The sequence below is a fragment of the Halorubrum trueperi genome (assembly GCF_042662525.1).
Lineage (GTDB): Archaea > Halobacteriota > Halobacteria > Halobacteriales > Haloferacaceae > Halorubrum > Halorubrum trueperi.
In genome coordinates this window covers 177,641-202,692 of the sequence record NZ_JBHSXI010000009.1, presented here as the reverse complement: position 1 = coordinate 202,692, position 25,052 = coordinate 177,641, and the positions used below count along the sequence as shown (strand labels likewise).

Here is a 25,052-nt window from a genome sequence, read left to right as displayed (position 1 = left end):
TCGGCTCGCGGCGCGCCGACGCGTACCGCGCCCCGGTCGGTTTCCTCACCGCGGGCGATAGGGGCAAATGCCGTGAGCCCGTACGCGGCGTATGCTCGCGCTGATCGGGTTCGTCAGCCTCATCGCCCTGGTTGCCGCCCACACGCTCGTCGCCGGCATGACGACTCGCTTTTTCCGGCTCCGGCTGTCGACCTCGTGGGGTGCCGTCGTCTACACGATCGTGTTGACGCCGATGTTGCTGCTGTTCTCGACGCTGTTTTTCACCGGCGTGGTGAACGTCGGCGTCGGCATCGACCTCGGCAGTCCGACCATCGTGTTCGGACTGCTCATCGCGCTCCCGATCGTGCTCGGCGCAGCGATCGACTACCTCTACGTCCCGTCGCCGGAGGAGTACGAACTTCCGGAGGCCCAGTGAGGTGATCGGAGCAACGTCGACGGTGCGGATTCGGAGCAACGTCGACGGTACGAATTCGGAGCGAGGACGATGGTGCGGATTCGGACCGACGTCGACGCCGCAACAGGTGGAACGGGGAAGCGAGATGAACCGGGGAGGCCCTCAATTCTCGGTGAGATCAGCCACGAGGTCGCCGACGCGCGCGGCTACCTCCTCCGGCGACCGCGTGGCGTCGACTCGGTGGAACCGGTCCGGCTCCGCGTCGATCAGCCGCTCGTAGTTCTCGCGGACCGACGCGAGATAGCCGTCCTGCTCGAACTTGTTCGTGCGCCCGGACCGCTCGGCGGCGGTCTTCGCGTCGATATCGAGGTATATCGTCGCGTCCGGCGGTCGCGAGAAGGCGGCGTGAATTTCGCGGATGTACGCCAGCGGCCGCTCGACGTCGACGTCGCTCGCCGCGATCGTGGCCGCCTGATAGGCGAACCGCGAGTCGGAGTAGCGGTCGGAGATCACGGTCGTTCCGTCGGCGAGGGCCGGCTCGACCGTCCCGGAGAGGTGGTCGGCGTGGTCGGCGGTCAAGAGGAACAGCTCCGCCAGGGGGTCGGCGTCGTCCGTCGCGATCGAGCGAGCCACCGCCTCGCCGTACCAGCTATCGGTCGGCTCGCGGGTGAACGTCGCGTCGGGAACGCGGTCGCGTAACGCCGTCCAAACGGTCGTCTTGCCGCTCCCGTCGAGCCCCTCCAGCGTGATCAGCATGGTCGCGCTCCGACGCGCGGAGGAATAAACGACCCGGCTTTCGGACCCGCCGAGCGTCGAACTCGCGTTTCGGACCCGCCGAGCGTCGAACTCGCTTTTTTGTGCCCCCGCGTCGAACCGCGGGTATGGTCGCCGACCCTCGACATCGGTCTCGAATCGCTTTCTCGCGCCGGAGGCGCGGATGGTAGACGTCGCGCTCTCGGTCACACGGGTGGTCGCCGCGCTCGTGTTGGTGGTGTTGAACGGCTTCTTCGTCGCCTCGGAGTTCGCCTTCGTGCGAGTCCGATCGACGTCGGTCGAGCAGCTCGTCGAGGAGGGACGGGCCGGCGCGGGCGCGCTCCAGGACGTGATGGACAACCTCGACGACTACCTCGCGGCGACACAGCTCGGGATCACAATCGCGTCCCTCGGGCTCGGATGGATCGGCGAGCCGGCGGTGGCCGCGCTCATCGAACCGGCGCTCGGACCGCTGCTGCCCGAGAGCCTCGTCCACCTCGTCGCGTTCGCGATCGGGTTCGGCGTCATCACGTTCCTCCACGTCGTGTTTGGCGAGCTCGCGCCGAAGACGATCGCCATCGCGCAGGCGGAGCGGGTCGCCTCGGTGTTGGCCCCGCCGATGAAGCTCTCGTACTACCTGTTCGCGCCCGGTATCGTCGTGTTCAACGGCGCGGCGAACCGCTTCACCCGAGCCATCGGCGTCCCGCCGGCCTCGGAGACGGACGAGACGATGGGGGAACGAGAGATCCGTCGCGTGCTCGCGCGCTCAGGCGACGCCGGTCACGTCGACGCGGCGGAGGTCGACATGATCGAGGGGGTCTTCGACCTCGACGACACGGTCGTTCGCGAGGTGATGGTCCCCCGACCAGACGTGGTGAGCGTCCCGGCCGATGCCGACCTTCCGACGATCCGCGCGACCGTGCTCGACGCGGAGCACACCCGCTACCCGGTCGTCGCCGACGCGGACGCGGACCAGATCGTCGGGTTCGTCGACGTGAAAGACGTGTTGCGCGCCGGCGAAGCGGGCGACGAGTCGGTCACCGCCGGCGATCTCGCCCGCGATCTGATCGTGGTTCCGGAGACGACCTCGATCAGCGACCTCCTCGTGCAGTTCCGCGCCGAGCGCCGCCAGATGGCCGCCGTCGTCGACGAGTGGGGCGCTTTCGAGGGGATCGCCACCGTCGAGGACGCCGTCGAGGCCCTGGTTGGCGACCTCCGAGACGAGTTCGACGCCGGCCGCGGCGAGCACACGATCCGGAAGGAGGACGAGGGGACCTACGAGGCCGACGGCTCCGTCTCCCTGTCGGTCGTGAACGACACCCTCGGGACCAGCTTCGACGGGAACGGCTACGAGACGCTCGGCGGGCTGGTGTTGGACCGGCTCGGTCGAACGCCGGAAACGGGAGACACCGTCGAGATCGACGGGTACGGGTTCGAAGTCACGGCGGTCGACGGTGCCCGGATCTCGACGGTCCGGGTGGACGTACCGGCCGCCGAGCGCGACGCCGACGGAGACAGTGAGGGCGAGGGAGGAGACGATAGTGACGACGGTGGGAGCTGAGTGACGACGGTGGGGGACGAGTGACGACAGTGGGAGACGAGGCGTCGGTGGGATCCGAAGCGTCGGTGGGATCCGAAGCGTCGGTCCGGGAGCGGTGGAGGCGGAAGCCGTAGCGCCTGCCGCACGCGGGGAGAACTGGCGCGGGCCTTTTTATCGAACCGGGGCGACGGTGGCCGTATGTTCGATCAGATTCTGTTCCCGACGGACGGGAGCGACGGGGCGGGAGAGGCGCTCGATCACGTGCTCGACGTCGCGTCGGACCACGAGGCGACCGTCCACGTCCTCAACGTCGCCGACACGACGCACGACAGCGTCACGCGGATCGGCGGGGAAGTCGTCGACGTCCTCGAACGCGAGGGAGAGGAGTTCGTCGAGACGGCCGCGGATCGGGCCGCGGATCGCGGGGTTGCGACCGCGACCGAAGTCCTGCAGGGCGGGGTGGCGGAGACGATAGTCGCGTACGCCGAAGAGTACGGGATCGACCTGATCGCCATGTCGACGCGGGGGAGAACGGGGTTCGATCGCCTGCTCCTCGGGAGCACCACGGAGCGCGTCCTCAGGCGATCGACCGTCCCGGTGCTCAGCCTCCGACCGGACGGCGAGCGGGCGCGGTACCCCTACCGAGACATTCTCGTCCCGACGGACGGGAGCGAGGCCGCCGACGCCGCGCTCGACCGCGCCGCGGCCCTCGCCTCCCGGGCGGACGCGACGGTTCACGTGCTCTCCGTCGTCGATATCGGTACCGTCGGGAGCGAGGCGTACTCGGGGGTTGACGCGCTCGTGAGCGGAGCGGAAGACACCGTCGCAGAGGCTGCAGAAAGGGCCGCTGACGCGGGCGCGGAGACGATCGAGACAGTCGAGGTGGGGACCTCGGCCGCCCGCGGGATCCGATCCTACGTCGATGAACACGACGTCGACCTCGTGGCGATGGGCACGCAAGGGCGGACCGGCGTCGAGCGGTTCCTGCTCGGGAGCGTGGCCGAGCGAACCATCCGGACCGTTCCGGTTCCGGTGCTGACGGTTCCAGACCCGGGCGAGGAGACCTGATCCGGATCGCGATTCCCACCGTCCGAACGCCCGTCATCCCCGCGTCTGACGCCGCGGTAGGTTTACGGGCGTTCCGTCCGATACGACGTGCATGAAAGTGTTGGTAGCCGGCGGAACCGGGTTCATCGGGTCGCACCTCTGCCGCGCGCTCGCGGAGGGCGGGCACGAGGTGACGGCCCTCTCCCGGTCTGCGGAGGACACGCCCGACGGGGTCGAGGCGGCCATCGGGGACGTCACCGACTACGACTCGATCGTCGACGCTGTCGACGGCCACGACTCGGTGGTGAACCTCGTCGCCCTCTCGCCGCTGTTCGAGCCGAAGGGAGGAAACGTCATGCACGACCGGATCCACCGCGGCGGCACCGAGAATCTGGTTCGGGCCGCCGAGGCGGGGGGCGTCGATCGATTCGTCCAACTGAGCGGGCTCGGCGCGGACCCCGATGGCGATACGGCGTTCATCAGGGCGAAGGGGGAGGCGGAGGAAATCGTCCGGGAAAGCGGGCTCGACTGGACGATCGTCCGCCCGTCCGTCGTCTTCGGCGAGGGCGGCGAGTTCGTCTCGTTCACCAAGCGACTGAAGGGGATGTTCGCGCCGGGCCTGCCCTTATACCCGCTTCCGGGCGGCGGGAAGACCCGATTCCAACCGATCCACGTCGGGGATCTGGTCCCGATGCTGGTCGCGGCGCTTGAGGACGACGAACACGTCGGCGAAACGTACGAGATCGGCGGCCCAGAGGTGCTGACGCTGCGCGAGGTGACCGACCTCGTGTACGAGGCGGAGCGGACCGACGTCACCATCGTCCCGCTGCCGATGCCGCTCGCGCGGATCGGGCTCACCGTGCTCGGTGCGGTCCCGGGGTTCCCGATGGGGCCGGACCAGTACCGATCGTTGCGGTTCGACAACACGACCGCCGACAACGACGTCGGCGCGTTCGGGGTCGCTCCCGGCGAAATGACCACTCTCGCGGCACACCTGGGGCTGGAATGATGGGGGCGAAAATAGCGAGACCGGTCGCCTATCGAGCGATCGAAGCGGGCGGTTCTCAGCCGTTCCTGACAACCGCTCGGATCTCAGGGCTGGTAACGTCAACCGAAGGTTTAAATACTAGATCACGTTCTGTTCATTTCAAAGGCGGAGGGAGCACACGATGAAACTTGCAATGATCGGATTCGGACAGGCGGGGGGGAAAGTCGTCGACAAGTTCCTGGAGTACGACAAGCGGACGGGCTCGGAGATCGTCCGCGCGGCCGCGGCGGTCAACACGGCCAAGGCGGACCTCATGGGACTCGAGCACATCTCTGAGGACCAGCGCGTGCTCATCGGGCAGTCCCGGGTGAAGGGACACGGCGTCGGCGCGGACAACGAACTGGGCGCGGAGATCGCCGAGGAGGACATCGACGAGGTGCAGGGTGCAATCGACTCGATCCCGGTTCACGAGGTCGACGCGTTCCTCGTCGTCGCCGGACTCGGCGGCGGTACGGGCTCCGGCGGCGCGCCGGTACTCGCGAAACACCTCAAGCGGATCTACACCGAGCCCGTCTACGGGCTGGGAATTCTGCCGGGCAGCGACGAGGGCGGGATCTACACCCTGAACGCGGCCCGGTCGTTCCAGACGTTCGTCCGCGAGGTGGACAACCTGATGGTGTTCGACAACGACGCGTGGCGGAAGACCGGCGAGTCCGTTCAGGGCGGCTACGCCGAGATCAACGAGGAGATCGTCCGGCGGTTCGGCATTCTGTTCGGCGCGGGCGAGATCCAGCAGGGCCAGGAGGTCGCAGAGAGCGTCGTCGACTCCTCGGAGATCATCAACACCCTCTCCGGTGGCGGCGTCTCCACGGTCGGGTACGCCGAGGAGGAGGTCGAAGAGCGTACCTCGGGCGGGCTCCTCTCCCGGCTCCGAAACGACGACGGCGGCGACGAGCTCGACAGCGCGCACACGACCAACCGGATCACCAGCCTCGTTCGCAAGGCGGCGCTGGGTCGGCTCACCCTCCCGTGTGAAATCGAAGGGGCCGAGCGGGCGTTGCTCGTGCTCGCGGGACCGCCGGAGTACCTCAATCGGAAGGGTATTGAGCGCGGCCGGAAGTGGCTCGAAGAGCAGACCGGCTCGATGGAGGTCCGCGGCGGTGACTACCCGTACCGCGGTGCCGGCTTCGTCGCGACCGTGATCCTGCTCGCCGGCGTCACCAACGTCCCGCGGATCAAGGAGCTCCAGCAGGTCGCGATCGAGGCCCAGGACAACCTCGACGAAATCCGCGAGGAGAGCGACGAGAACCTCGACGACCTCGTCAGCGACGACGGCGACGAACTGGAGTCCCTGTTCTAGACGGCCGCTCCCTCCGATGGAGGTTCTCGTTCCGTTCTCGACCGACCGCCCCAAGTCCCGGCTCTCCGCAGTCTTGACTCCCGCCGAGCGGTCGGCGTTCGCGAGGGCGATGCTGCGTGACGTGCTCGACGCGATCGAGGCCGCGGGCGGCGAGCCCCGGGTGCTCGCATCCGGCGAGGTCGCTGACGAAAGTGCCGGCTCGGATGACGACGACCTCGGAGTGCCGGTGATCGTCGACGACCGACCACTGACGGCCGCGGTCAACGCGGCGCTCGACGCTCGGCTCGGAGACGCCGGTGGGAAGGCAAGCGACGTCAACGACCCGAATCCCGTCGCGGTCGTCATGGCGGATCTCGCGCTCGCGACACCGGATGCGTTGACGGAGCTGTTCGACGCCGTCGACGGTGCCGACGAGTCAGACGAGGCGGCGGCGGTCGCGATCGCGCCCGGCCGCGGCGGCGGGACGAACGCACTGGTCGTCGACCACCCCGAATTTCGAGTCGACTACCACGGTGCCTCCTACCTCGATCATCGCCGGATAGCCGCGGAGCTCGGCGCGAGGGTCCGCGTCGTCGACTCACACCGCCTCGCGAGCGACGTGGACGAGCCGGACGATCTCGCGGAGCTGTTGATCCACGCCGGAGGGGATGACGACGGAGCGGACGGGGATCCCCAGAGCGAGGCCGCTCGATGGCTACGGAACGCGGGCTTCGCACTCGACGGGTCCGAGGGTCGCGTCGGCATCGAGCGGGAACTATCCGACGAAGACCGGGAACGATCCGACGGAACGTGACGAGGCCCGGCCGCGACCGCGATCCTTTTTGAGGCCCGGCCGCGAGGGGCGGACGTGTTCACGGCGGCCGAGGAGTACGGGGTCGATCTCGCGATCGACGCGGACCGCGTCGAGCGGTTGCTCTCGGTGACGCCGGACGACGTCGAGTCCGCCGAGCGGCTCACTTTCGCCCGGAACGTCTTCGTGCCCCTGACGACCGCGTGCCGGTACACCTGCACGTACTGTACCTATTACGACGTCCCCGGCGAGGCGTCGCTGCTGTCGCCCGAGGAGGTCCGGCGGCGCTGTCGCGTCGGCGCGGACGCCGGCTGCACGGAGGCCCTTTTCACCTTCGGCGACGAGCCGGACGACCGGTACGCGGGGATCCACGAAACCCTCGACGAGTGGGGGTTCTCGTCGATCCACGACTACCTGTACCGTGCCTGCGAGATCGCCTTGGAGGAGGGGCTGCTCCCGCACTCGAACCCCGGCGACCTCACCGAGGCGCAGTTCGCCGACCTCCGCGAGGTGAACGCCTCGATGGGCGTCATGCTGGAGACGACCGCCGACGTCGACGCACACGGCGGCGGCCGCCGGAAGACCCCCGGCCAGCGGCTCAACACGATCCGGGCTGCGGGCCGGCAGGGGGTGCCGTTCACCACGGGGATCCTCGTCGGCATCGGCGAGGACTGGCGCGACCGCGCGGAGAGCCTGCTCGCGATCCGCGAGCTCCACGAGCGACACGGCCACGTCCAGGAGGTGATCGTCCAGAACGTCGTGCCGAACGAGCGGTCTGACTTCGCGAAGCCGGACCTCGCGACGATGCGCCGGGTCGTCGCGATGGCGCGCGCCGCCCTCCCGCCCGAGGTGTCGGTACAGGTGCCGCCGAACCTCTCGCCTGCCGCCGACCTCGTCGACTGCGGCGTCGACGACCTCGGCGGCGTCTCCCCCGTAACGGACGACTACATCAACCCGGACTACGCGTGGCCGGACCTCGACGGACTTCAGACGGTCGCCGACGCGGGCGGGATGCCGCTCCGAGAGCGGCTCCCGACGTACGCCCGGTACCTCCCGGGAGCGGTTCGACCGGGCGGGGTCGAGCCGGCCCCGTCGCCGACGGGGAGGACCGCGTGGCTCCCGCCGGCGATCCGCGAGCGGATCAGTCGGGAGGACGCCCACGGCCGCCGGCTCCGCGGGGTCGCCCGCGGTGAGGGACCGCTCGCGGTCCGCGGCGACTGATCGGGCCACGGGAGACAGCGACCGACCGAAACCCGACGCACGGGCACCGACCGGAACACGGTGGGCGGGCACCGGCCGGGACACCACAGACGGTGACCGGAGATACACAACCGCGAAGTCAGTAGTTTCTTTATATACTCTCCCGAAGTTTGGAGTGATGGTACCACTACAGTTCGGACTGACGGGGGTGGCGGCGACGCTCGCCGGGATCCTCGTTACGGTGCTCCTGTTCGTCGCCGGCTTCGTGGCCGTGCTGTTGATAGGCAAGGTCGTCGCGATACCAGCCGTCGAGCGGGCCGTCCGATCGCGCGGGTTCGACGAGGCCGTCGGGAGTCTCGCATCGAGCGTCGCGAACGCGGTCGTGTGGGTCGCGGCGGTCGCGATCGGCTTTACGATCGCCGGGTATGGCGCGTTCCTCTCGGCGTTCGCTGTCTTCGGCGGCGCGATCGCGCTGGCGGTCGGCTTCGCGGCGCAGGACTTACTCGGGAACTTCGTCGCCGGCGTGTTCATCTTGAAGGACAAGCCGTTCGAGGTCGGCGACTGGATCGAGTGGAACGGTAACGCGGGTCGCGTCGAGGACATCGACCTGCGAGTCTCCCGGGTCCGAACGTTCGACAACGAGCGGATCACGGTGCCGAACGGCGACCTCGCGAACAACGCGGTCACGAACCCGGTCGCCTACGAGACGCTTCGCCAGAAGTTCGTCTTCGGCATCGGCTACGAGGACGACATCGCGCAGGCGACCGACATCATCGTCGAGAAGGCGGAGGCGCACGGCGAGATCCTCGACGACCCCGCCCCCTCGGTCCGCGTGGTCGAACTCGGCGACTCCGCGGTGGGCCTTCAGTCGCGCTGGTGGATCGACGAGCCCGACCGCGGCGACTTCGTCCGCGTGCGCTCGGAGTACGTCACCGCCGTGAAGGAGGCGTTCGACGAGGCCGGCATCGACATGCCGTACGTCCACCGGCAGCTCACCGGCAGCGTCGAGGTCATCGAGTCGGTCGCCGACGACGAGTAGCGTATCGGGGATCGTGGCCGCCTTGCGGACCGAAAAGCGCCCCGGTAGAACGGCCACCTTTTATCAGGGGACCATCTCGTATGGGGCGCATGGAAACGATCGAACGCGGGTCGGCCGGGCCGGCCCGCGTCGCGATCGTCGGCGGGATCCACGGCGACGAGCCCGCCGGCGAGCGGATCGTCAGACGACTCGCGGCGGAACTCGACGAAGAGGGAGCGGGGACAGGCTGCGTTCGGTTGATCGTGGCCAACGAACCGGCGCTCGAAGCGGGAACGCGCTACACCGACGCGGACCTCAATCGGGTGTTCCCCGGCGACGCCGACAGCGACGAGTACGAGCGCGCGCTCGCACCGCGGCTCGCCGCCGAACTCGACGGGATGGACGCGGTGCTCGCGCTCCACAGTTCACACAGCGCACCGCCGCCGTTCGCGATCCACAGCGATCCGACCGAATCGGTGCGGCGGAGCGTGACCGGGATGCCCGTCGAGTACGTCCTCGATTCGAGCGGGCTGCGCGGGACGACCCTCGACTCCGTCGTTCCCCACACCGTCTCGATCGAGGTCGGCCTCCAGGGGAGCGAGGAGGCGGTCGCATTCGGCCACGAGACGTGTCTGGCGTTTCTCCGTGCACACGGCGCGCTCGCCGACGAGCCGCCGACGTTCTCGACGGTCACAGTCGTCGAGGGCGACGAGGAGGTACCGAAGGGGGGCGGCGAGCCGCGCGTTCACTACGCCAACTTCGAGGCGATCCCCGAGGGAGCGGTGTTCGCCGAAGACGACGTGTACACCCACCGTGTCGAGGAACCGGGCGTCGTCCCCGTCCTCGCGAGCGAGCACGGATACGAGGAGATATTCGGCATCTACGGCCGGGTGAGCGGGACGATGGAACCGCCGGATTCGGACGAGGACACGCGGGACGGGATCGAACCGACTGGGAAACTCCGGGACGGAAAGGACGATGAAGAGCGGACTGAAGCGGCGAAGTAGCGGGGACGTGCGTTCACTTCGCAGTCGGCGTCACGTCGCCGACCGCGTCCATGACTTGCATCGCGGCGCTCGCGGCGAGCCCGCGAGCGACCTCGTCGGTGTCGGCGTCGGCGATTCCGGCGTCCAGCTCGTCGGGATCCGGCGTGAATCCGGCCGAGACGGGATGACCCGCGGGCGGGTTCACGGCGACGGTCGCCTGCGGGCCGTTCGTGCCGACCGACAGCTCAGATCCGACCGCGTAGCTGTCCGGAAGATACGACTCGGTTCGCGAGACGATTCCGGCTACCGCGCGCCGGAGACGCCGTTCTTGATCGGGGGAGAGGTCGACGGCCGCGGGCTCGCCCGCGTTCGTCATACCCGGTGCCCCGGCATACGGGTTATTGCCGTTCATCGAAGACAGACTGGGTACGCGGACGCGATTCAAAAAGGCGTCGGCGGAGGCGATACCGTCGTCGGGGCCGTCACAGCGCGGACTCCGACTCGCCGTACGCGGCGATCACCACGGCCGTCGTGTACCGGTCCGGCTCGGCCGCCGCGCTCTCGACGCGGATCTCCCGGGCCGGCAGGTCCCAGTCGCGGAGTTCCCCGCCCGCGTCGAGCCCAGCCTCGATGCGCTCGCGGACGTCGTCGGGGTCCTCGCCGGTCACTTCGTAGAAGAGTCCGGGACCCGGGCCGGTGGCCCACCCGAGGCCGGCGGCGACGTCGGGTCGACGTCGGGGCGCGCGCGTCGACGACGCGTCCTCCGCGCCGGCGCGGCCGCCCTCGCGGAAGTCGACCTCGTCTTTCGGGCCCACCGTGCGCCGGGCTTCCACCACGGTGAGGCGGTTGCCGGCGGGTCCGAGATCGGGGACCTCCTCGACCGCGGTGACGGTCGCCTCGGCGGGGACTACGGAGGAGACGGCAACGAGGTTGTAGTTGTGGAGGTTCGCGTCCGCGAGCGCGGCGTCGTAGGAGGCCATCGCCGTGTCGGCGACGCCGACGCCGCCGGCGACGTGGATGGTGTTCATCGATCCAGACTCGACCGCCGGAGCGCTAAGTGGTTACGAACCGATGCCGCGTCAAAACCCGTACGGCGCTGATCATTTATAAGGGATCGCGGTGGTGCGCCTCCGAGCGCTCGCGTATACGCAAGCGGCTGTGGGCGATCAGTACTGGTAATTGATGACGCGCTCGTCGGTGTCATCGGCGTCTTGGAGCTTCTCGCGGGCCGCCTCGAAGTCGGCCTGTGCGACCTCCGTGCGGCCGTCGCGGATCGCGAACATCCCGGCTTCCGTCGCCACGGAGGCGATGTCGGCACCGCTGTACCCCTCCAGATCCGCCGCGACCTCGGAGACGTCCGTCCCCTCGGCGACGTTCATGTCCTGGGTGTGGATCTCCAGGATGCGCGCGCGTCCCTCGGCATCGGGCTCGGGAACCTCGATGAGCCGGTCGAATCGTCCCGGGCGTAGGATCGCCTCGTCGAGCATGTCGAAGCGGTTGGTTGCGGCCATAATGCGGATCTCGCCGCGGTCATCGAAGCCGTCCATCTCCGAGAGCAACTGCATCATCGTCCGCTGGACCTCGGCGTCGCCGGAGGTCTTCGAGTCCGTTCGCTTGGCCGCGACCGCGTCGATCTCGTCGATGAAGATGACGGCCGGCTCGCGCTCGGCGGCGAGCTCGAACAGATCGCGGACGAGCCGGGACCCCTCGCCGATGAACTTCCGGACGAGCTCGGAGCCCGCCATCTTGATGAACGTCGCGTCGGACTCGTTGGCGACGGCCTTCGCGAGCATCGTCTTCCCCGTGCCCGGCGGGCCGTGCAGCAGGACGCCGCTCGGCGGCTCGACGCCAACCGTCTCGAACTGCTCGGGGTTCTCCAGGGGGTCCTCGACTGCCTCGCGCACCTCCCGGATCTGGTCGTCGATCCCGCCGATGTCTGCGTACTCCACGTCGGGCGACTCGGTGACTTCCATCGCCTGCGCGCGGGAGTCGGTCTCGTCGTCGAGCACCTGCTGGACCGCGAAGGAGTCGTTGATCGCGACGCGGTCGCCGGGGCGGAGGTCGCCGTCAAGCCGCGTCGACGCCTGCGTCAGCACTTCCTGGTTGTTGCCGTGCTGCTTGATGACGACGCCGTCCTCGGTGATTTCCTCGACGGAGGCGATGTACAGCGATGACGTCTTCAGCACCTCGTTTTCCCGTTTCAGCTCGTCGACGTCGGCCTTCAGATCGCCACGACGATTCTGTGCGTCGTCGAGCCGATCCTCCAGCTCGTCGTTCACCTGCAGGATCCGCTGATAATGTTGACGGATCGCTTCGAGCCGTTCCGTATCGCTCATCTCCGGATCGAGCTCCAGACGAGGACGGTCGGGCAATGAGGGACTGTGAGACATTTCTTGCTGGCCGATAAGATGCGCGCGTAAATGTGCCTTTGGGTCACGGTACGGCTTCGTTCCGATATCCCTCGACGGCCCTGTCAAAATCCCCTTTTTCAGATATGTTCTCTTCTGAAACAGCCGATCACTGAGCGGGATTTCTTGATCGATTGCGGGAGTGGGGATCGCAGACCGCCGCCGGCGACGTAGTATTTAAAAGAGAAAACACGGCAGCGACGATTGCTTATAAGTAATCGAGGCGGTGGCGTGCCTCCGAGCGCCCACAGGGCGCAAGGAGCCCGCGAGGGACGCGGTGAGCGCTCGGTGAGCGCGAACCGCGAGGCTGGGGAGGCGTGAGGCTGCGGTGCGGTTACGGTCAGGAGGATTCAAAGGGGCAGCCGCGAGGACGAAGACGCGCGAAGCAAGGACCGCAGGAGTGAGCAACGCGAGCGACGAGGACCACAGCGAGCGCATCGAGTCGTCGCGGCTGGGGCTTTGTAGATGTTCACCGCGCTGTCAACGATCACGTATAAACGAGCGGCTGGGGCTTTGAAGAGGTTCACCGCGCAGTCAACCACTTATAAGCGATCAACACCAGAAACACAACGATTCACCGCGTCAGCAACGATATATAAACAGCCGCCGGCAACACCACTCATTCACGTATAAACGATCACCCCACACAATGAGATCCCTACTCCCGGAATCGCTCACCACGATTCCTCCACTGAGCGAAATCGGGCCCAAATGCGTCTCTCGATGAGGATTTCAACAGAGCCCACTCGACCGAATCCGACCGAGCCCAACGGAACCCTACAAAACTCGACCGTCTCTCCCGCGATCGTACCGGGGAGATCTCCCTCGCAGACGGCAGACTGGGATTGTGGATATCCTTCTTGATAATCGGGACTCAACGTTTTAACACGACATCTGCGTAGCGCAGAATATGTTCCCACGGACGGCCGCCGACCGCGTCGGTCCGAACCTCTTCACGGACGATTCGCGAGTCGGGGCCTCGCGACCATGACCGACGATGAGACGCGGGGGACAATCCTCGCGGTCGACGACGAGCCTGACCTCGCCGAGCTGTACCGGGTGTACCTCGACGCGGCGTACGACGTGCGGATCGCCACGGGCGGCGAGGATGCGCTCTCGGAGATGGACGACTCCGTCGACGTGGTCCTGTTGGACCGACGGATGCCCGACATGTCCGGCTACGACGTGCTCGCGGAGATGCGAGAGGCGGGGTACGACGCCCGCATCGCGATGCTGACTGCGGTCGAGCCTGACATCGACATCGTCGACATGCCGTTCGACGACTACAAGACCAAGCCCGTCTCAAAGGAGGACCTCCTCGCGCTCGTGGAGGTGCTGCTCTACCGAGCGGAGTTCGACGAGCGGAGCCAGGAGTTCTTCGCGCTGGCGTCGAAGAAGGCCGCGTTGGAGGCGGCCGGCACGACAAGCACGGAGGAGTACGAGGAACTACTCGACCGGATCCAGGCGGTCCGGGCGGAAGTCGACGACACGCTCGATCACCTCTCCGCACGGGACGCGTTCGTCGAAGTTCCCGGAAACGCGCCGTAGACGCGCCGAGCGCACTCAGGTTACTCGATCTCCAAGTCGCCGCTCGCGTCGTCACCGTCTTCGCTCTCGTCCCACTCCAGTTCGAATTCAACGCTCAGCTCGCCGGGGCCCTCGACCGGACCCTCGCGCTCCGCTTTCACCTCGAACGTCGGGCGCGCCGGCGGGTCCATCGTCACCGACTCGCTCCCTCGCGTGAGCGTGATCGCACTCCCGGACTCCAGCGAGTCCGCAACGGTCCGGAGGTACGCGGCAATCTCCGCGCGGGTCCGACGACTCTCCGATTCGAAGAGGACTTCTTCGGGCATAGCTAGGTGAACGCCGCCTGACGAGATAAAATGCGGGTGCCGATCGACCGCGAGCGGCCCTAGAACCCGTCTTCGAACGCGAACGTCCCGTTGCGCTGGACGACCTCGCCGTCGACCTCGATCACGGAGTCCTCGCTCATGTCGACGATCATGTCGACGTGCTCGGCGGACTCGTTGATCTCGTTCTCCTCGCCCACCGTTTCCGGATACGCGGAACCGACCGCCATGTGGACCGTATCGCCCATCTTCTCGTCGAAGAGCATGTTGTAGGTGAACCGGTCGATCTGTCTGTTCATCCCGATCCCGAGCTCGCCGAGGCGATGGGAGCCTTCGTCGGTGTCGAGGATTCCGGTCAGCAGGTCTTCGTTGCGCTCGGCGGAGTGCGAGACTACCTCGCCGTCCTCGAATCGGAGCCGTACTCCGTCGATTTCGCGGCCGTAGCGGTACAGCGGGAGGTCGAAGTGGACCTCGCCGTCGACCCCGTCGCGAACGGGCGCGGTGAACACCTCGCCGCCGGGGAGGTTCGCCTCCCCGTAGTCGTTGAGCGTCGAGTTGCCCGACAGGTCCATCGTCAGATCGGTCTCCTCGCCCGACCGGATGCGGACCTCGTCGGCGTCGTCGAGGATCTCGACCATCTCGGCCTGGAACTCGCGCTGTGCGTCCCAGTCGAGCGAGACGGCGTCCCACACGAAGTTCTCGTACGCCTCGGTGCTCATTCCGGCGAGCTGGGCGTGGCTCGCGGTCGGGTACTGCGTGAGACACCACGTCTTCGAGAGGCGCGTCCGCTTGACGTCCTCCATCGCGCGGTTGTACGCCGCGTTGGTGTCGGGGTCGACGTCGGCGTCCTCGGTCGCGTTCGCGCCGCCGCGCGCGATGACGAAGACGTCGGCCTCCTCGTAGAGGGCGCGTCGGTGTCCCGGCTCCGAGAACTCCTCGGACGACCGCTTGAACGCGCGCTGGGCGCGCTTCGAGTAGTTGAGGTACACGGGGTTGGCACCGCGATCGCCGCAGACCTCGTGGAGGGCGACGGCGAGGTCCTCCGCCTCCTTCGGCATCTGGATGACGACGGCGTCGCCCGACTCGATGCCGGTGGAGTGGTCGGCGATGATCTCGGCGTGCTCGCGGATGCGTGCGTCCATACGAGACCGTCTCGTTCGGGGGAATTACCGCTTTTGGAAGCGATCAGCGACGAAACATTCGGCGACGAAACATTCGGCGACGAAACATTCGGTGACGAAACGCCCGGCGACGTCGTCGGGGTCGGCGACGCGGTGCCACCGCCCTTCCGAGGTTCGGCGGAACCCTCGACGCCGGTCCCGAGGCGGTTCACAATTCTTCGTGATCGCGGATCGCGGTCTGCCACGCTGCCGGGAGCGGCACGGAATCGCCGGTTTCTGGGTCCGTATTGACCTGGACCGTCTCCGCGGTGGCGGCAAGGGTCGTCTCTTCGGATTCCGAGTCCGTCGTTCGGATCTCGTACTCCATCGGCACGCTGGAGTCGCCCACCCGCGGGACGCGGACCGCGACGGCAACCGACTGATCGCGGGTGATCTCGTTGCGGTACTCGATCCGCAGCGTCGCGATCACCGTGTCGAGCGTTTCGAAGGGGACGCCGACGACTTCGTCGTAGTAGCCGCCGCGCGCTTCCTCGAGATACCTGGCGTACTCGACGTTGTTCACGTGGCCGAGGGTGTCGAGGTCGCCGAATCGAACGCGAACCTCCGTGACGTAACCGAACTCGCTCACGGTTCGTCGTCCGCGAGCGCATCGTCCGCTTCCGCATCGTCCGCTTCCGCGTCGTCCGCGAGCGCGTCGGCCAGCGCTCCGGTGTCGGGGACGGTGATGTCCGGTTCGTGGATCCAGCCCCCGTACGGGTTCTCGTGCCGGTTGAGGAACGCGCCGCGCATGCCGACCGCCTTCGCGCCCACGAGGTCGAAGGTGTGAGCGGTGACGAACACGACCTCGTGAGGTGCCACGTCGAACGCCTCGCAGGTCAGGTCGTACGACGCCCGGTGCGGCTTGTACGCGCCGGCGTCGGCGACCGACACGACGCCGTCCAGTTCGGTCTCGAAGTTGGGGCGGACCGCGTCGAGCATGTCGGGATCGCCGTTCGAGAGACCGACCAGCTTGTACTCGTCGCTCAGGCGGTCCAACGCGGCGTCGACGTCCGGGTACGGTTGAAGGGTCTTCCACTGTCGGATGACGGCGCGAACCTCCTCGTCGGGGACGTCGAGTCCGATCTGTTCGAGTCGGTAGGCGAGGGCGCGGCGGCTGATCTCCTTGAAGGGCGTGTGGGGTCCCGGGATCAGCGAGTCGATCATCGAGTCCCGGAAGTGCATCGCCAGGTACCGGCGAAGCAGCACCTCGGGGTCGTAGTCGCTTCCGTGGTCGTCGAGCAACGCGCTCAACGCGGGGATCAGGGTGGCCTCGCGGTCGAGAAGGGTGTCCCAGAGGTCGAACGCGAGCACTTCCGTCTCCTCGCGGAGCGTCTCCGCTGCAATTTTGGACATATGGTGAGTATACTACCGTCTTTAGCGGTTATTAAATTACTGTTCGGGGAATAAATCTGAGAAATCCCACAATCACGGACGAAGGCTGAGTGGCCGGTGATCCGTTCAGCGACGACGAACGGACGGGTTCCCGTCGATTCGTTCCCGGATCCTCGTGTATCGGTCTAGAGGGGGATGCTCCCGGGCAGGCGGGTTCGGCGAGAAGTATTCGTCATCGGTGAACGCGTCGGTTGCGGCGTGCATCCGCGACGGCATCACTACCGTCGTCGCATCGGACTCGCAGGCTAGAGGTAGGTGAGGTTGAGCGTGACGTCCTCGACCGCGCCGAGCAGCTCGTCGCGGTACCGCTCGCGTATCTCGCCGTTCGACGCGAGGCGATGTTCCGGTCCAGAGACGCTGAGCGAGCCGATCACCCGCCCGTCGGCCGAGCGGATCGGCGCGCCGACCGCGATCAGCCCGTCGACGGTCTCGCCCTCGTTCGTCGCGACGCCCGCGTCCCCGATCGCGTCTAGCTCCGCGTAGAGGGTCTCCTCGTCCGTGATCGTCCGTGCCGTCTGCGCCGGGAGCCCCCAGCGGTCGACGATTTCGGCCACGCGCTTCGGCGAGAGGTGCGCGAGGATCGCCTTCCCGGACGCGCACATGTGGAGGTACCGGGGCTTCCCGAGGTGCGTGTCGTTCGGCGCGCCGCGGTCGCCCTCCGCCTTCTCGACGTATATCCCGCGCCCGTGCTCTTCGACCATGAACTGCGCGCTCTCGCCCGTCTCGTCGGCCAGCCGCGCGACGTTGGCCCTGATCACGTCCAGTCCTTCGATCCTGTGCTGGGCGTGTCTCGCGAAGTGCAGGAAGCGGTTCGAGATCGCATACTCGCCGTCGACGGTGACGAGGTAGCCGAGATCGTGAAGGGTGGCGAGGTGCGCGTGGACCGTGCTCGGCGACTCGTCCAGCGCCCGGGCGAGTTCGTTCACTCCACCCTCGTCCTCGTTCACGATGCGTTCGAGTATGCGAACGGAACGCTCGACCGATCCGATCCGCTTGCCGTCCCCGGAGTCCATACCGTCCCCACACCGCGGAGGCAGATAAGTTGCCGAACCGATCGCGAGCGAATACGCACGAATCGACAACAAGTGCGCGCGGATCGACGATGGATCTGTCACCTGTTGCAGAATTCGACCGATTGGGCTCTGTTGAGATTCTGTTCTTCGGCCATATTTTTCTCCGAACCAGCCGAGCACAGTGAGGCGCTTCTTGAACAGTTTCGGGAGTAGGGATCGCAGACTGCCGCCGGCAACGTGGTATTTAAACGGATGAAAGCGGCAACGACGATCACTTATAAATAGAAAGTCGGTGGCGCGCCTCCGAGCGCCCACAGGGCGCGAGTAGGGAGGGACCGAAGGTCCCTCTGACAGCCGGCGGCGAAGCCGCCGGCGAGAGCCCGCGAGGGACGCCGCGAGCGCCTTTATAAGGCGCGAAGCGGCGAGGCTGGGGAGGCGTGAGGTGCGGGGCGGTTGCGGTGCGGGGTGGGACTCAAAGGGGCAGCCGTGAGGCGGGCGCAGGCGACGTAAGCACCGCAAAGAGCGAGTGAAACGAGCGATTGAGGAGCACAGCGAGCGTGCGTCCGCCTCGCGGCTGGGGCTTTGGAGGTGTTTACCGCGCCAGCAACGATATATAAATAGCTGCCAGCAATACCACTCTCGCCCTTATAAAAGACCACTTTTCCGAATTGACATACTTACTCCCGTAATCTCGCACGTGGTTCCCGACGATATCCGGATACACGCTTTTCGCTTCCGCATCGAGAGCTGCGTATCCGTATCGCGCAGAGATCGGAACGCATCTCGCCTCGTGATGTCGCGATATCGACAGAGATCGGTCGATGTCGGCTCTCTCGTGTCGGGCACAGTCGATCGACCAGGGAAACAGCCCTTTATTTAAATCCGGTTCCTCCGTCCCGCATATGCAGACCCACATCGTGCCGGTCGGGTTCGATTACGACCGCATGATCGCCCCGCTCATCCGGGACCAGTTCGACGTCGACCGGGTGATCCTCCTGGAGGGGACGGTCGGGAGCGAGGCCAACGTCGAGTACTCGCGGAACATCGCCCGCAAGCTCGAACAGGACTTCACGAACCTGCTGGGCGCGGAGACCGTCCGCGAGCGGCTGACCGACGTGTACGATTACGACGCCGCCTTCGAGCGCGCCTTCGACCTCATCAACGCGGAGCTGGATCGCGAGGGCGAGAACCGCGCGGACGCCGACGCCGCCGACGATGCCCGCGCCGCCGGCGTCTCCGCCGACCGCGAGGTCTGGGTGAACCTCTGTTCGATGCCTCGCCCGGTTTCTTTCGCGTTCGCGACGGCGGCCCACTCGATCATGGTCGAGCGCCAGGACGACCGCGACCGGATCCACACCTACTACACCGCCCCCGAGAAGTACCTCGAAACCGAACTCGCCGAGGAGCTGCGGGCGAACCGCGACCTCCTCCAGGGGCTGGTCGAGGACGACGGGATCGAGTCCGCCGGCATCGACGCCGACCGCGTCGCCGACCGACTCGCGACGACGACGGATCTCCTCTCCGAGTTCGACGAGCGCGGCACCACCATCGGCGCGAAGCGCATCGGCGACGGCCACGTCATCGAGCTGCCCGTCGCCTCCTTCCAGAACGTCAAGCCCTTCGAGGAGCTCGTGTTGTTCACCCTCGGCGAGCACGGCGAGTTCGCCTCCGTCTCCGAGCTGGCGGAGACCCTCGCGGCCGACCTCAACGAGGAGTACACCGACTCGTTCCGCTCGAAGGTGATCTACAACGTCGACCGGCTCGGCCCCGGCGGCAAAGGGTACATTGAGCGCGAGGAGCGCGGGAAGTCCTACCGGACGACACTCTCGCGGATCGGCGATCTGTGGGTCCGGGCGCACGCCGGCGACGACCGAGATCTGGCCTGAGCGACCGGCCGGGATACCGGGTCACGCGGTCGTCGTCCCGCCGCCGATGTCACCCTTCCGTCGGCATCGTCACGCGATCGGAAGCGCTCCGAGACGACTCAGTCCTGCCAGTCGGGGTTCGCCCGCGGCGGCGAGAAGATGTCGTACCCGACGACGGTCTCGTCGCCGCGATTGAGCGCCGCGTGCGGTTCGTCGCCCGGGATGACGTACGTGTCGCCCGGCTCGACGAGCAGGTCCTCGTCGTCCACGACGAAGGTGGCCGTTCCCTCAGTGACGACGCCGATCTGCTCGTGCGGGTGGTCGTGCGTCGGCACCTTCTCGCCGGGCTCGATCACGAACCGCTGGATGCTCGTCTCCTCGCCGGCGGCTCCCTGCGTGAGGAAGACGCCCTCGACGGCCTCGACGGCCTCGACGTCCGCGTCTGATACCACGTCCATGGAGGGTGCGTGACCGGGATCGGCTTAAGCGAGGGGGATGGGGCAATCGGGGTCCGTCCGCGGTCAGCTCACGCGGTCGACTAACGCGGTCAGCTCACGCGGTCGATTCACGGGAACGGGTGGTACGCCTCGTCGAGCGTCGGCTCGAACCCCATCGACTGCGGCACGTCGCGGGCCCGTTCTCCGAAGAAGGGCTCGCCCGTGAACAGCGGCTGCGCGCCGGGAACGAGCACCCGGACCGCCTCGAAACCGAGCGATGCGAGGTCCCGCGTGGTCGTCCGCGCGACGTACGCGTCGAGCCCGACCGCCTCGACGCGGTCGACGACCGCCTCCAGCTCGTCGGGGCCGGAGCGTTCCCGCTCGCCGAGCGACTCGGCGGGTATCGTCGTCTCCGGATCGAAGTACGCGCGTGTTTCCTCGGGGAAGTCGGCGTGGTGGCCGATCGCGGCACCCTCCTCGGCTGCGGCGTCCTCGTCCATCGATCGGAGCTCGGTCCAGTTCTGGAGCGCCTCCGCGAGCGCGCTCCGGGCCGCGGCGACCGGGTCGAGATCGGCACCTGAGCCCGCGGCGAACCGCGGCCAGTCCCCTTCGCGGTGAACGCCGACGGCGACGACGGGCACGTCGATGTCGGCGGTCACGAGAAGCGGCGTCACCGCCAGCGACTCGGCTCGCGCCCGCTTCTCCAGCTCGGCGAACGTCGGGTCGTCGACCTCGATCCCGAGCGGGTCGGCGGTCGAGTACCAGCTCGTCATCGTCGCGTCGCGCTCGATCACTTCGTAGAGCCCCGACAGCGCCGCCTCCGCCCCGGAGTTTCCGAGACCGAGTCCGGTCGTGATCGCCGGCCGGTACCGGTTTTCCGGCGGCGGGAAGTGGACGAGCTCCGCGGGCAGGCTCGCGACGTCGCCCGTCGCGAGGTGCTCGCCGGTCACCCACGGGAGCCGGTCGTCTCGGGCGTACGCCGCCGCGGTCTCGGGTCGGACGAACGCGTCGGGCGTCACCGGGTTCGGGACCGTCGCGGCCGCGGCGTGCGTGAACGACGTCTCTCGGTAGACGCCGGCCGCGTATCGCTCCAACCCCTCGCCGAGCGACTTCATGAACGCGGCGTCCCAGCCGGCCGCGGCACCGCCGCCGAACTCGGCCGCCCGCGCGTCGGAGAACGGCGTCGTGTCGGCGACTCGAGCGACGTAGTACGGCACGGGGAACGACTCGCGCTCGCCGACCTCCGAGAGTGCGCCGATCCGCGAGTCCACCGCGCGCTCGGCCCGGTCGATCGCGGCCGCAAGTGACCGCCCCTCGCCGTCGCCCTCGCGCGGCAGCGCGTCTCCCGGGTCGGCACCGCAGTCACAGCCCGGAACCGGAAGCAAGGTCCGCTCCGCGCCCGGAACCTCGACGACCGTGTCCGCGACGGGGTCGCCGGCGAGCAGCCGAATGGCTCGTCTCCCGGCAAGCGCGCCGGCGTAGCGCACGGCAGATCGGCGGCCCTTCGGACTCGCCGCCGGCTCGGACCCGCCGCTCTCAACCCGCTTCCGCAGGCAGTCGTAGCAGGCGTCGTCGAAGACGGTCACCGCGGCGTCGACGTCGTCGAGCGGGACGCCGCCGAGTCCGCCGACCTCGATCCCGACCCAGCGGTCGAGCCGGTCGCTCGCGGTCTCGAACGTCGCCGAACCGGTGGTGTCGACCACGACCGCGAGGTCGAATCCGTCCAGCAGATCCGCCTCGACGGGCATCACGTTCACGTCGACGTCGCCGAGCGCGGCGGAGACGGCGTCGACCGCGGGGCCGTCGCCGACAAGTCCGATGTCCATGGCCGGACCGACGCGGAGGAGCGAAAAAAAGCCGCGGGTGACGTCGCAGGCGACGACGGCGGGGGGCGGTTACCCCATCACGTCGGCGACGGCGGCCGCGAGGTCCTCGGCGTCGACGCCGCGGAGCCGCTCGTCGCCGAGCTTGAGTCGGAGACGCGGGCGACCGACGTCGATCGGGACCTTCTCCGTGTCGATGATCCCGAGGTCCTCGAGGCGGGTCTTCGTGCGCGAGAACGTCGCCTTCGAGGCGATCCCGACATCCTCGCCCCACTTCGAGATGTCGTAGAGGAGCACGTCGTTCTTCGCGGCGACGAGCAGGGAGACGGTCACCTCGTCGAGTCCGTCGGTATCCCCGGCCGCGTCTATCGATGCGAGGATGACGTCGAAGTCGTCGCGGGCCTCCTCACTGATATCCGCGGCCATCGTCTCGCGCACGCGGCTGATCGCCGGCGTGCGGAGGCCGTATTCCTCGGCGTCTTCGAACGTGGCCCGGTGCGTCTCGAACACGTCGGCGACGAAGTCCTCGTCGTCCGTCGAGAGCGCGGCGACGTGCTCGTCTGCGCTCACGACGACGACGAGACGCGACGGGGAAACGAACAGCGCGTTGTCGACGTCGTCGGGCAGCACCCGGAGGGCGAGAGATCCGTCGGCGACGAGGTCCGCGGCCTTCGACGCGACGAGGAAGTCGTCCATCACGTCTTTCAGCACCCGTTCGTCGGCCAGCATCGACATCTCGGGCAGGTCGTCCCGGTCGATCGCCGTCTCGATGAACGACACGACCGTGTCCGCCGAGGGATCGACGACGAGCAACTCCTCGTGGTCACCGGCGAAGGCGGCGTCGAGAACGGCCTCGACGTCCGCCTCCAGTAAATTCGATACCATTTATCTCGCCGAATAAAAACCAGATACATATTTAATATTAACGGGATCCGGGGAGTGAACAACGGGGGTTCGCGGGCCGAGAACCCCGAAAATATCGGATCGAGGGTTTCGTCGAGCGACAGCAGCGTTCCGTCCCGGTCGACTGAGCGCAAGCGTCCCGGTCGACTGAGCGCAAACCCCTTCGACGACGTTACGCAAGGATTAATGCACGATCGGACCGGCGTTCGTATATGGACACCGAGCACGTTCGGGAGGTCGATCCCGCGATCGCCGACGCGCTGGCCGGCGAGCGCGACAGACAGGAGCAGACGCTTGCGATGATCGCCAGCGAGAACCACGTCAGCGAGGCGGTGTTGGAGGCGCAGGGGAGCGTCCTCACCAATAAGTACGCCGAGGGATACCCGGGAGCCCGGTACTACGCGGGCTGTGAGTACGCCGACGAGGTCGAGGAGCTCGCGATCGAGCGCGCGACGGAGCTGTGGGGCGCGGAACACGTCAACGTCCAGCCGCACTCCGGGACGCAGGCCAACCAGGCCGTCTACTACGCCGTGTTGGATCCCGGCGACAAGATCCTCTCGCTCGATCTGACCCACGGCGGGCACCTCTCGCACGGCCACCCCGCGAACTTCACGGGACAGCTGTACGACGTCGAGCAGTACGAGGTCGACCCCGAGACGGGGTACATCGACTACGAAGGGCTGCGAGAGGCCGCCGAAACGTTCGAACCCGACATCATCGTCTCCGGCTACTCCGCGTACCCGCGTACGGTCGACTGGGAGGAGATCCAGGCGGCCGCCGACGCGGTCGACGCCTATCACCTCGCCGACATCGCGCACATCACCGGGCTCGTCGCCGCGGGCGTCCACCCCTCGCCGGTCGGTATCGCCGACTTCGTCACGGGCTCCACGCACAAGACGATCCGCGCCGGTCGCGGCGGGATCGTGCTGTGCGACGAGCAGTTCGCCGACAACGTCGACAAGGCGGTGTTCCCCGGCGGGCAGGGCGGCCCGCTGATGCACAATATCGCCGGGAAGGCGGTCGGGTTCAAGGAGGCGCTGGAGCCGGCGTTCGAGGAGTACGCGCGGTCGGTCGTCGACAACGCCGAGGTGCTCGCCGAGACGCTGCAGGATCACGGTCTCTCACTCGTCTCCGGCGGCACCGATAACCACCTCGTCCTGGTCGACCTCCGCGACTCGCACCCGGACCTGCCGGGCGGCGACGCCGAGGACGCGCTCGCGGCCGCGAGCATCGTGCTCAACGGGAACACGGTCCCCGGCGAGACGCGCTCGCCGTTCAACCCCTCCGGGATCCGGGCCGGCACCGCCGGGCTCACCACTCGGGGCTTCGACGAGGACGCCATCGCCGAGGTCGGCGACCTCATCTACCGCGTCGTCGACAACGTCGACAGCGACGACGTCATCTACGAGGTCGGCGAGCGCGTCGTCGAACTGTGCGAAGCGCACCCGCTCTACGAGTGACGCGGCGGGTCGAGACCCGACGGATCGAGGTCTCCGTCGGCGGACCGCGGTGACGGTCGGATCGGATCCGTGCGTACAAAGTAGGGGCGTCCCCGACGGGACGGTATGGACGCCCCGTCGTTCCTCGCCGATCGCCTCGACCGCGGCGCGGTTCCGCTCGTCGTCGGCGACGTGATCGCGTTGCTCGTACTGTTGACCGTCGGCGCGCTCAACCACAGCACGGTCGAGTTCCTGTCGGCGAATCCCCTGTACCTGCTCGGAGTGTACGCTCCGTTCCTGATCGCTTGGGCCCTCGTCGCCCCGCTCGTCGGAGCCTACTCGGCCGGTGCCGTCGAGACCGCGAAATCCTCGATACCGCTCGCCATCCGGTCGTGGATCCCCGCCGCGATCGTCGGGCTCGCGCTGCGCGAGTTCGTCTTCAGGGGAAGCGCAGCGCCGACGTTCGCCGCGGTCATGCTCGTGCTTGGATCGGTCGCGATCGGCGGCTGGCGCGCGCTGTACTTCAAGTTCCGGTAAGTCGGTCACGAGTTGCGATTTCTCTTCGATCTCGCGAGACGAAGATCGCGTGTTCATAAGTTATGTATGACTTCGCCATGGTTGTAACGGGCGTAACTGCGAACCCAGAGAAAAATTTAAGGGACATTTTGTAGTAGTGTTACGTGGAT

25 protein-coding genes are annotated in these 25,052 nt (G+C 67.4%); 13 read left to right on the top strand and 12 right to left on the bottom strand.

Annotation, left to right across the window (positions count from 1 at the left end):
* The first annotated feature begins 91 nt into the window (after positions 1-91).
* Entirely contained in the window at positions 92-415 is a 324-nt protein-coding gene (locus tag ACFQEY_RS08635) for a hypothetical protein (protein WP_379767243.1), read from the top strand.
* 141 nt (positions 416-556) lie between these two features.
* Here the strand turns inward: ACFQEY_RS08635 and tmk are convergent, their stop codons facing one another.
* Positions 557-1,150, bottom strand: coding sequence for a dTMP kinase (gene tmk, locus ACFQEY_RS08630; RefSeq protein WP_379767240.1), 594 nt, complete (start codon positions 1,148-1,150; stop codon positions 557-559).
* 181 nt (positions 1,151-1,331) lie between these two features.
* On the opposite strand from tmk, the gene ACFQEY_RS08625 reads away from it, so the two are divergent.
* The 8 genes from ACFQEY_RS08625 to ACFQEY_RS08590 all read left to right on the top strand — a co-directional run bounded on the left by ACFQEY_RS08625 (position 1,332) and on the right by ACFQEY_RS08590 (position 10,097).
* Positions 1,332-2,708, top strand: a complete 1,377-nt coding sequence (locus tag ACFQEY_RS08625) for a hemolysin family protein (RefSeq protein WP_379767237.1) — start codon at positions 1,332-1,334, stop codon at positions 2,706-2,708.
* Positions 2,709-2,885: 177 nt separating this feature from the next.
* The gene (locus tag ACFQEY_RS08620; RefSeq protein WP_379767233.1) at positions 2,886-3,755 is read left to right on the top strand and encodes a universal stress protein; all 870 of its coding nucleotides are present in this window, start codon (positions 2,886-2,888) and stop codon (positions 3,753-3,755) included.
* Positions 3,756-3,846: 91 nt separating this feature from the next.
* Positions 3,847-4,743, top strand: a complete 897-nt coding sequence (locus ACFQEY_RS08615) for a complex I NDUFA9 subunit family protein (RefSeq protein ID WP_379767230.1) — start codon at positions 3,847-3,849, stop codon at positions 4,741-4,743.
* Positions 4,744-4,903: 160 nt separating this feature from the next.
* Positions 4,904-6,082: a tubulin/FtsZ family protein gene (locus tag ACFQEY_RS08610; RefSeq protein ID WP_379767227.1), complete on the top strand. Its 1,179-nt coding sequence runs from the start codon at positions 4,904-4,906 to the stop codon at positions 6,080-6,082.
* A gap of 16 nt (positions 6,083-6,098) precedes the next feature.
* Complete coding sequence (gene cofC, locus ACFQEY_RS08605) at positions 6,099-6,875, top strand: 2-phospho-L-lactate guanylyltransferase (protein ID WP_379767224.1); 777 nt, start codon at positions 6,099-6,101, stop codon at positions 6,873-6,875.
* 54 nt (positions 6,876-6,929) lie between these two features.
* A complete protein-coding gene (gene cofG / locus ACFQEY_RS08600) occupies positions 6,930-8,093 on the top strand; it encodes a 7,8-didemethyl-8-hydroxy-5-deazariboflavin synthase subunit CofG (RefSeq protein WP_379767221.1) in 1,164 nt (387 codons plus the stop codon).
* 157 nt (positions 8,094-8,250) lie between these two features.
* Positions 8,251-9,111 (top strand): mechanosensitive ion channel family protein, encoded by an 861-nt coding sequence (locus ACFQEY_RS08595; protein ID WP_379767218.1) that lies wholly within the window; start codon positions 8,251-8,253, stop codon positions 9,109-9,111.
* 89 nt (positions 9,112-9,200) lie between these two features.
* Entirely contained in the window at positions 9,201-10,097 is an 897-nt protein-coding gene (locus tag ACFQEY_RS08590; protein ID WP_379767215.1) for a M14 family metallopeptidase, read from the top strand.
* 13 nt (positions 10,098-10,110) lie between these two features.
* Here the strand turns inward: ACFQEY_RS08590 and ACFQEY_RS08585 are convergent, their stop codons facing one another.
* From ACFQEY_RS08585 to pan2, 3 genes are all read right to left on the bottom strand, one after another.
* Complete coding sequence (locus tag ACFQEY_RS08585) at positions 10,111-10,488, bottom strand: DUF5811 family protein (protein ID WP_379767212.1); 378 nt, start codon at positions 10,486-10,488, stop codon at positions 10,111-10,113.
* Positions 10,489-10,558: 70 nt separating this feature from the next.
* Positions 10,559-11,104 (bottom strand): pyruvoyl-dependent arginine decarboxylase, encoded by a 546-nt coding sequence (locus ACFQEY_RS08580; protein WP_379767209.1) that lies wholly within the window; start codon positions 11,102-11,104, stop codon positions 10,559-10,561.
* A gap of 138 nt (positions 11,105-11,242) precedes the next feature.
* Positions 11,243-12,466, bottom strand: coding sequence for a proteasome-activating nucleotidase Pan2 (gene pan2, locus ACFQEY_RS08575; protein WP_379767206.1), 1,224 nt, complete (start codon positions 12,464-12,466; stop codon positions 11,243-11,245).
* A 1,005-nt stretch (positions 12,467-13,471) separates the two neighbouring features.
* Between pan2 and ACFQEY_RS08570 the strand changes: the two genes are divergently transcribed.
* Entirely contained in the window at positions 13,472-14,032 is a 561-nt protein-coding gene (locus tag ACFQEY_RS08570) for a response regulator (protein WP_379767203.1), read from the top strand.
* A gap of 20 nt (positions 14,033-14,052) precedes the next feature.
* On the opposite strand, the gene ACFQEY_RS08565 is transcribed toward ACFQEY_RS08570, so the two are convergent.
* The 5 genes from ACFQEY_RS08565 to ACFQEY_RS08545 form a co-directional block, all read right to left on the bottom strand.
* Positions 14,053-14,337, bottom strand: coding sequence for an amphi-Trp domain-containing protein (locus ACFQEY_RS08565; protein WP_379767200.1), 285 nt, complete (start codon positions 14,335-14,337; stop codon positions 14,053-14,055).
* Positions 14,338-14,396: 59 nt separating this feature from the next.
* Entirely contained in the window at positions 14,397-15,476 is a 1,080-nt protein-coding gene (locus ACFQEY_RS08560) for an aminopeptidase (protein WP_379767197.1), read from the bottom strand.
* Between the two features lie 187 nt (positions 15,477-15,663).
* On the bottom strand, positions 15,664-16,083 hold the full coding sequence (locus tag ACFQEY_RS08555; RefSeq protein WP_379767194.1) for an acyl-CoA thioesterase: 420 nt from the start codon (positions 16,081-16,083) through the stop codon (positions 15,664-15,666).
* Positions 16,080-16,847, bottom strand: coding sequence for a haloacid dehalogenase type II (locus ACFQEY_RS08550; protein ID WP_379767192.1), 768 nt, complete (start codon positions 16,845-16,847; stop codon positions 16,080-16,082). The genes ACFQEY_RS08555 and ACFQEY_RS08550 overlap by 4 nt, the downstream gene beginning before the upstream one ends.
* Before the next feature lie 284 nt (positions 16,848-17,131).
* The gene (locus ACFQEY_RS08545; protein ID WP_379767189.1) at positions 17,132-17,899 is read right to left on the bottom strand and encodes an IclR family transcriptional regulator; all 768 of its coding nucleotides are present in this window, start codon (positions 17,897-17,899) and stop codon (positions 17,132-17,134) included.
* Between the two features lie 902 nt (positions 17,900-18,801).
* Between ACFQEY_RS08545 and ACFQEY_RS08540 the strand changes: the two genes are divergently transcribed.
* Positions 18,802-19,785, top strand: a complete 984-nt coding sequence (locus tag ACFQEY_RS08540) for an HFX_2341 family transcriptional regulator (protein WP_379767186.1) — start codon at positions 18,802-18,804, stop codon at positions 19,783-19,785.
* A gap of 98 nt (positions 19,786-19,883) precedes the next feature.
* Here ACFQEY_RS08540 and ACFQEY_RS08535 read toward each other — a convergent pair whose 3' ends face one another.
* From ACFQEY_RS08535 to tbsP, 3 genes are all read right to left on the bottom strand, one after another.
* Positions 19,884-20,222 (bottom strand): cupin domain-containing protein, encoded by a 339-nt coding sequence (locus ACFQEY_RS08535; RefSeq protein WP_379767184.1) that lies wholly within the window; start codon positions 20,220-20,222, stop codon positions 19,884-19,886.
* Positions 20,223-20,329: 107 nt separating this feature from the next.
* Complete coding sequence (locus tag ACFQEY_RS08530; RefSeq protein WP_379767181.1) at positions 20,330-22,027, bottom strand: YcaO-like family protein; 1,698 nt, start codon at positions 22,025-22,027, stop codon at positions 20,330-20,332.
* A gap of 69 nt (positions 22,028-22,096) precedes the next feature.
* A complete protein-coding gene (tbsP, locus tag ACFQEY_RS08525; RefSeq protein ID WP_379767178.1) occupies positions 22,097-22,909 on the bottom strand; it encodes a transcriptional regulator TbsP in 813 nt (270 codons plus the stop codon).
* A 230-nt stretch (positions 22,910-23,139) separates the two neighbouring features.
* Here tbsP and glyA point away from each other — a divergent pair, with 230 nt between their 5' ends.
* Both glyA and ACFQEY_RS08515 read left to right on the top strand, forming a co-directional pair.
* Complete coding sequence (gene glyA / locus ACFQEY_RS08520; RefSeq protein WP_379767175.1) at positions 23,140-24,387, top strand: serine hydroxymethyltransferase; 1,248 nt, start codon at positions 23,140-23,142, stop codon at positions 24,385-24,387.
* 105 nt (positions 24,388-24,492) lie between these two features.
* Entirely contained in the window at positions 24,493-24,903 is a 411-nt protein-coding gene (locus tag ACFQEY_RS08515; RefSeq protein ID WP_379767172.1) for a DUF3054 domain-containing protein, read from the top strand.
* Positions 24,904-25,052: the final 149 nt, after the last annotated feature.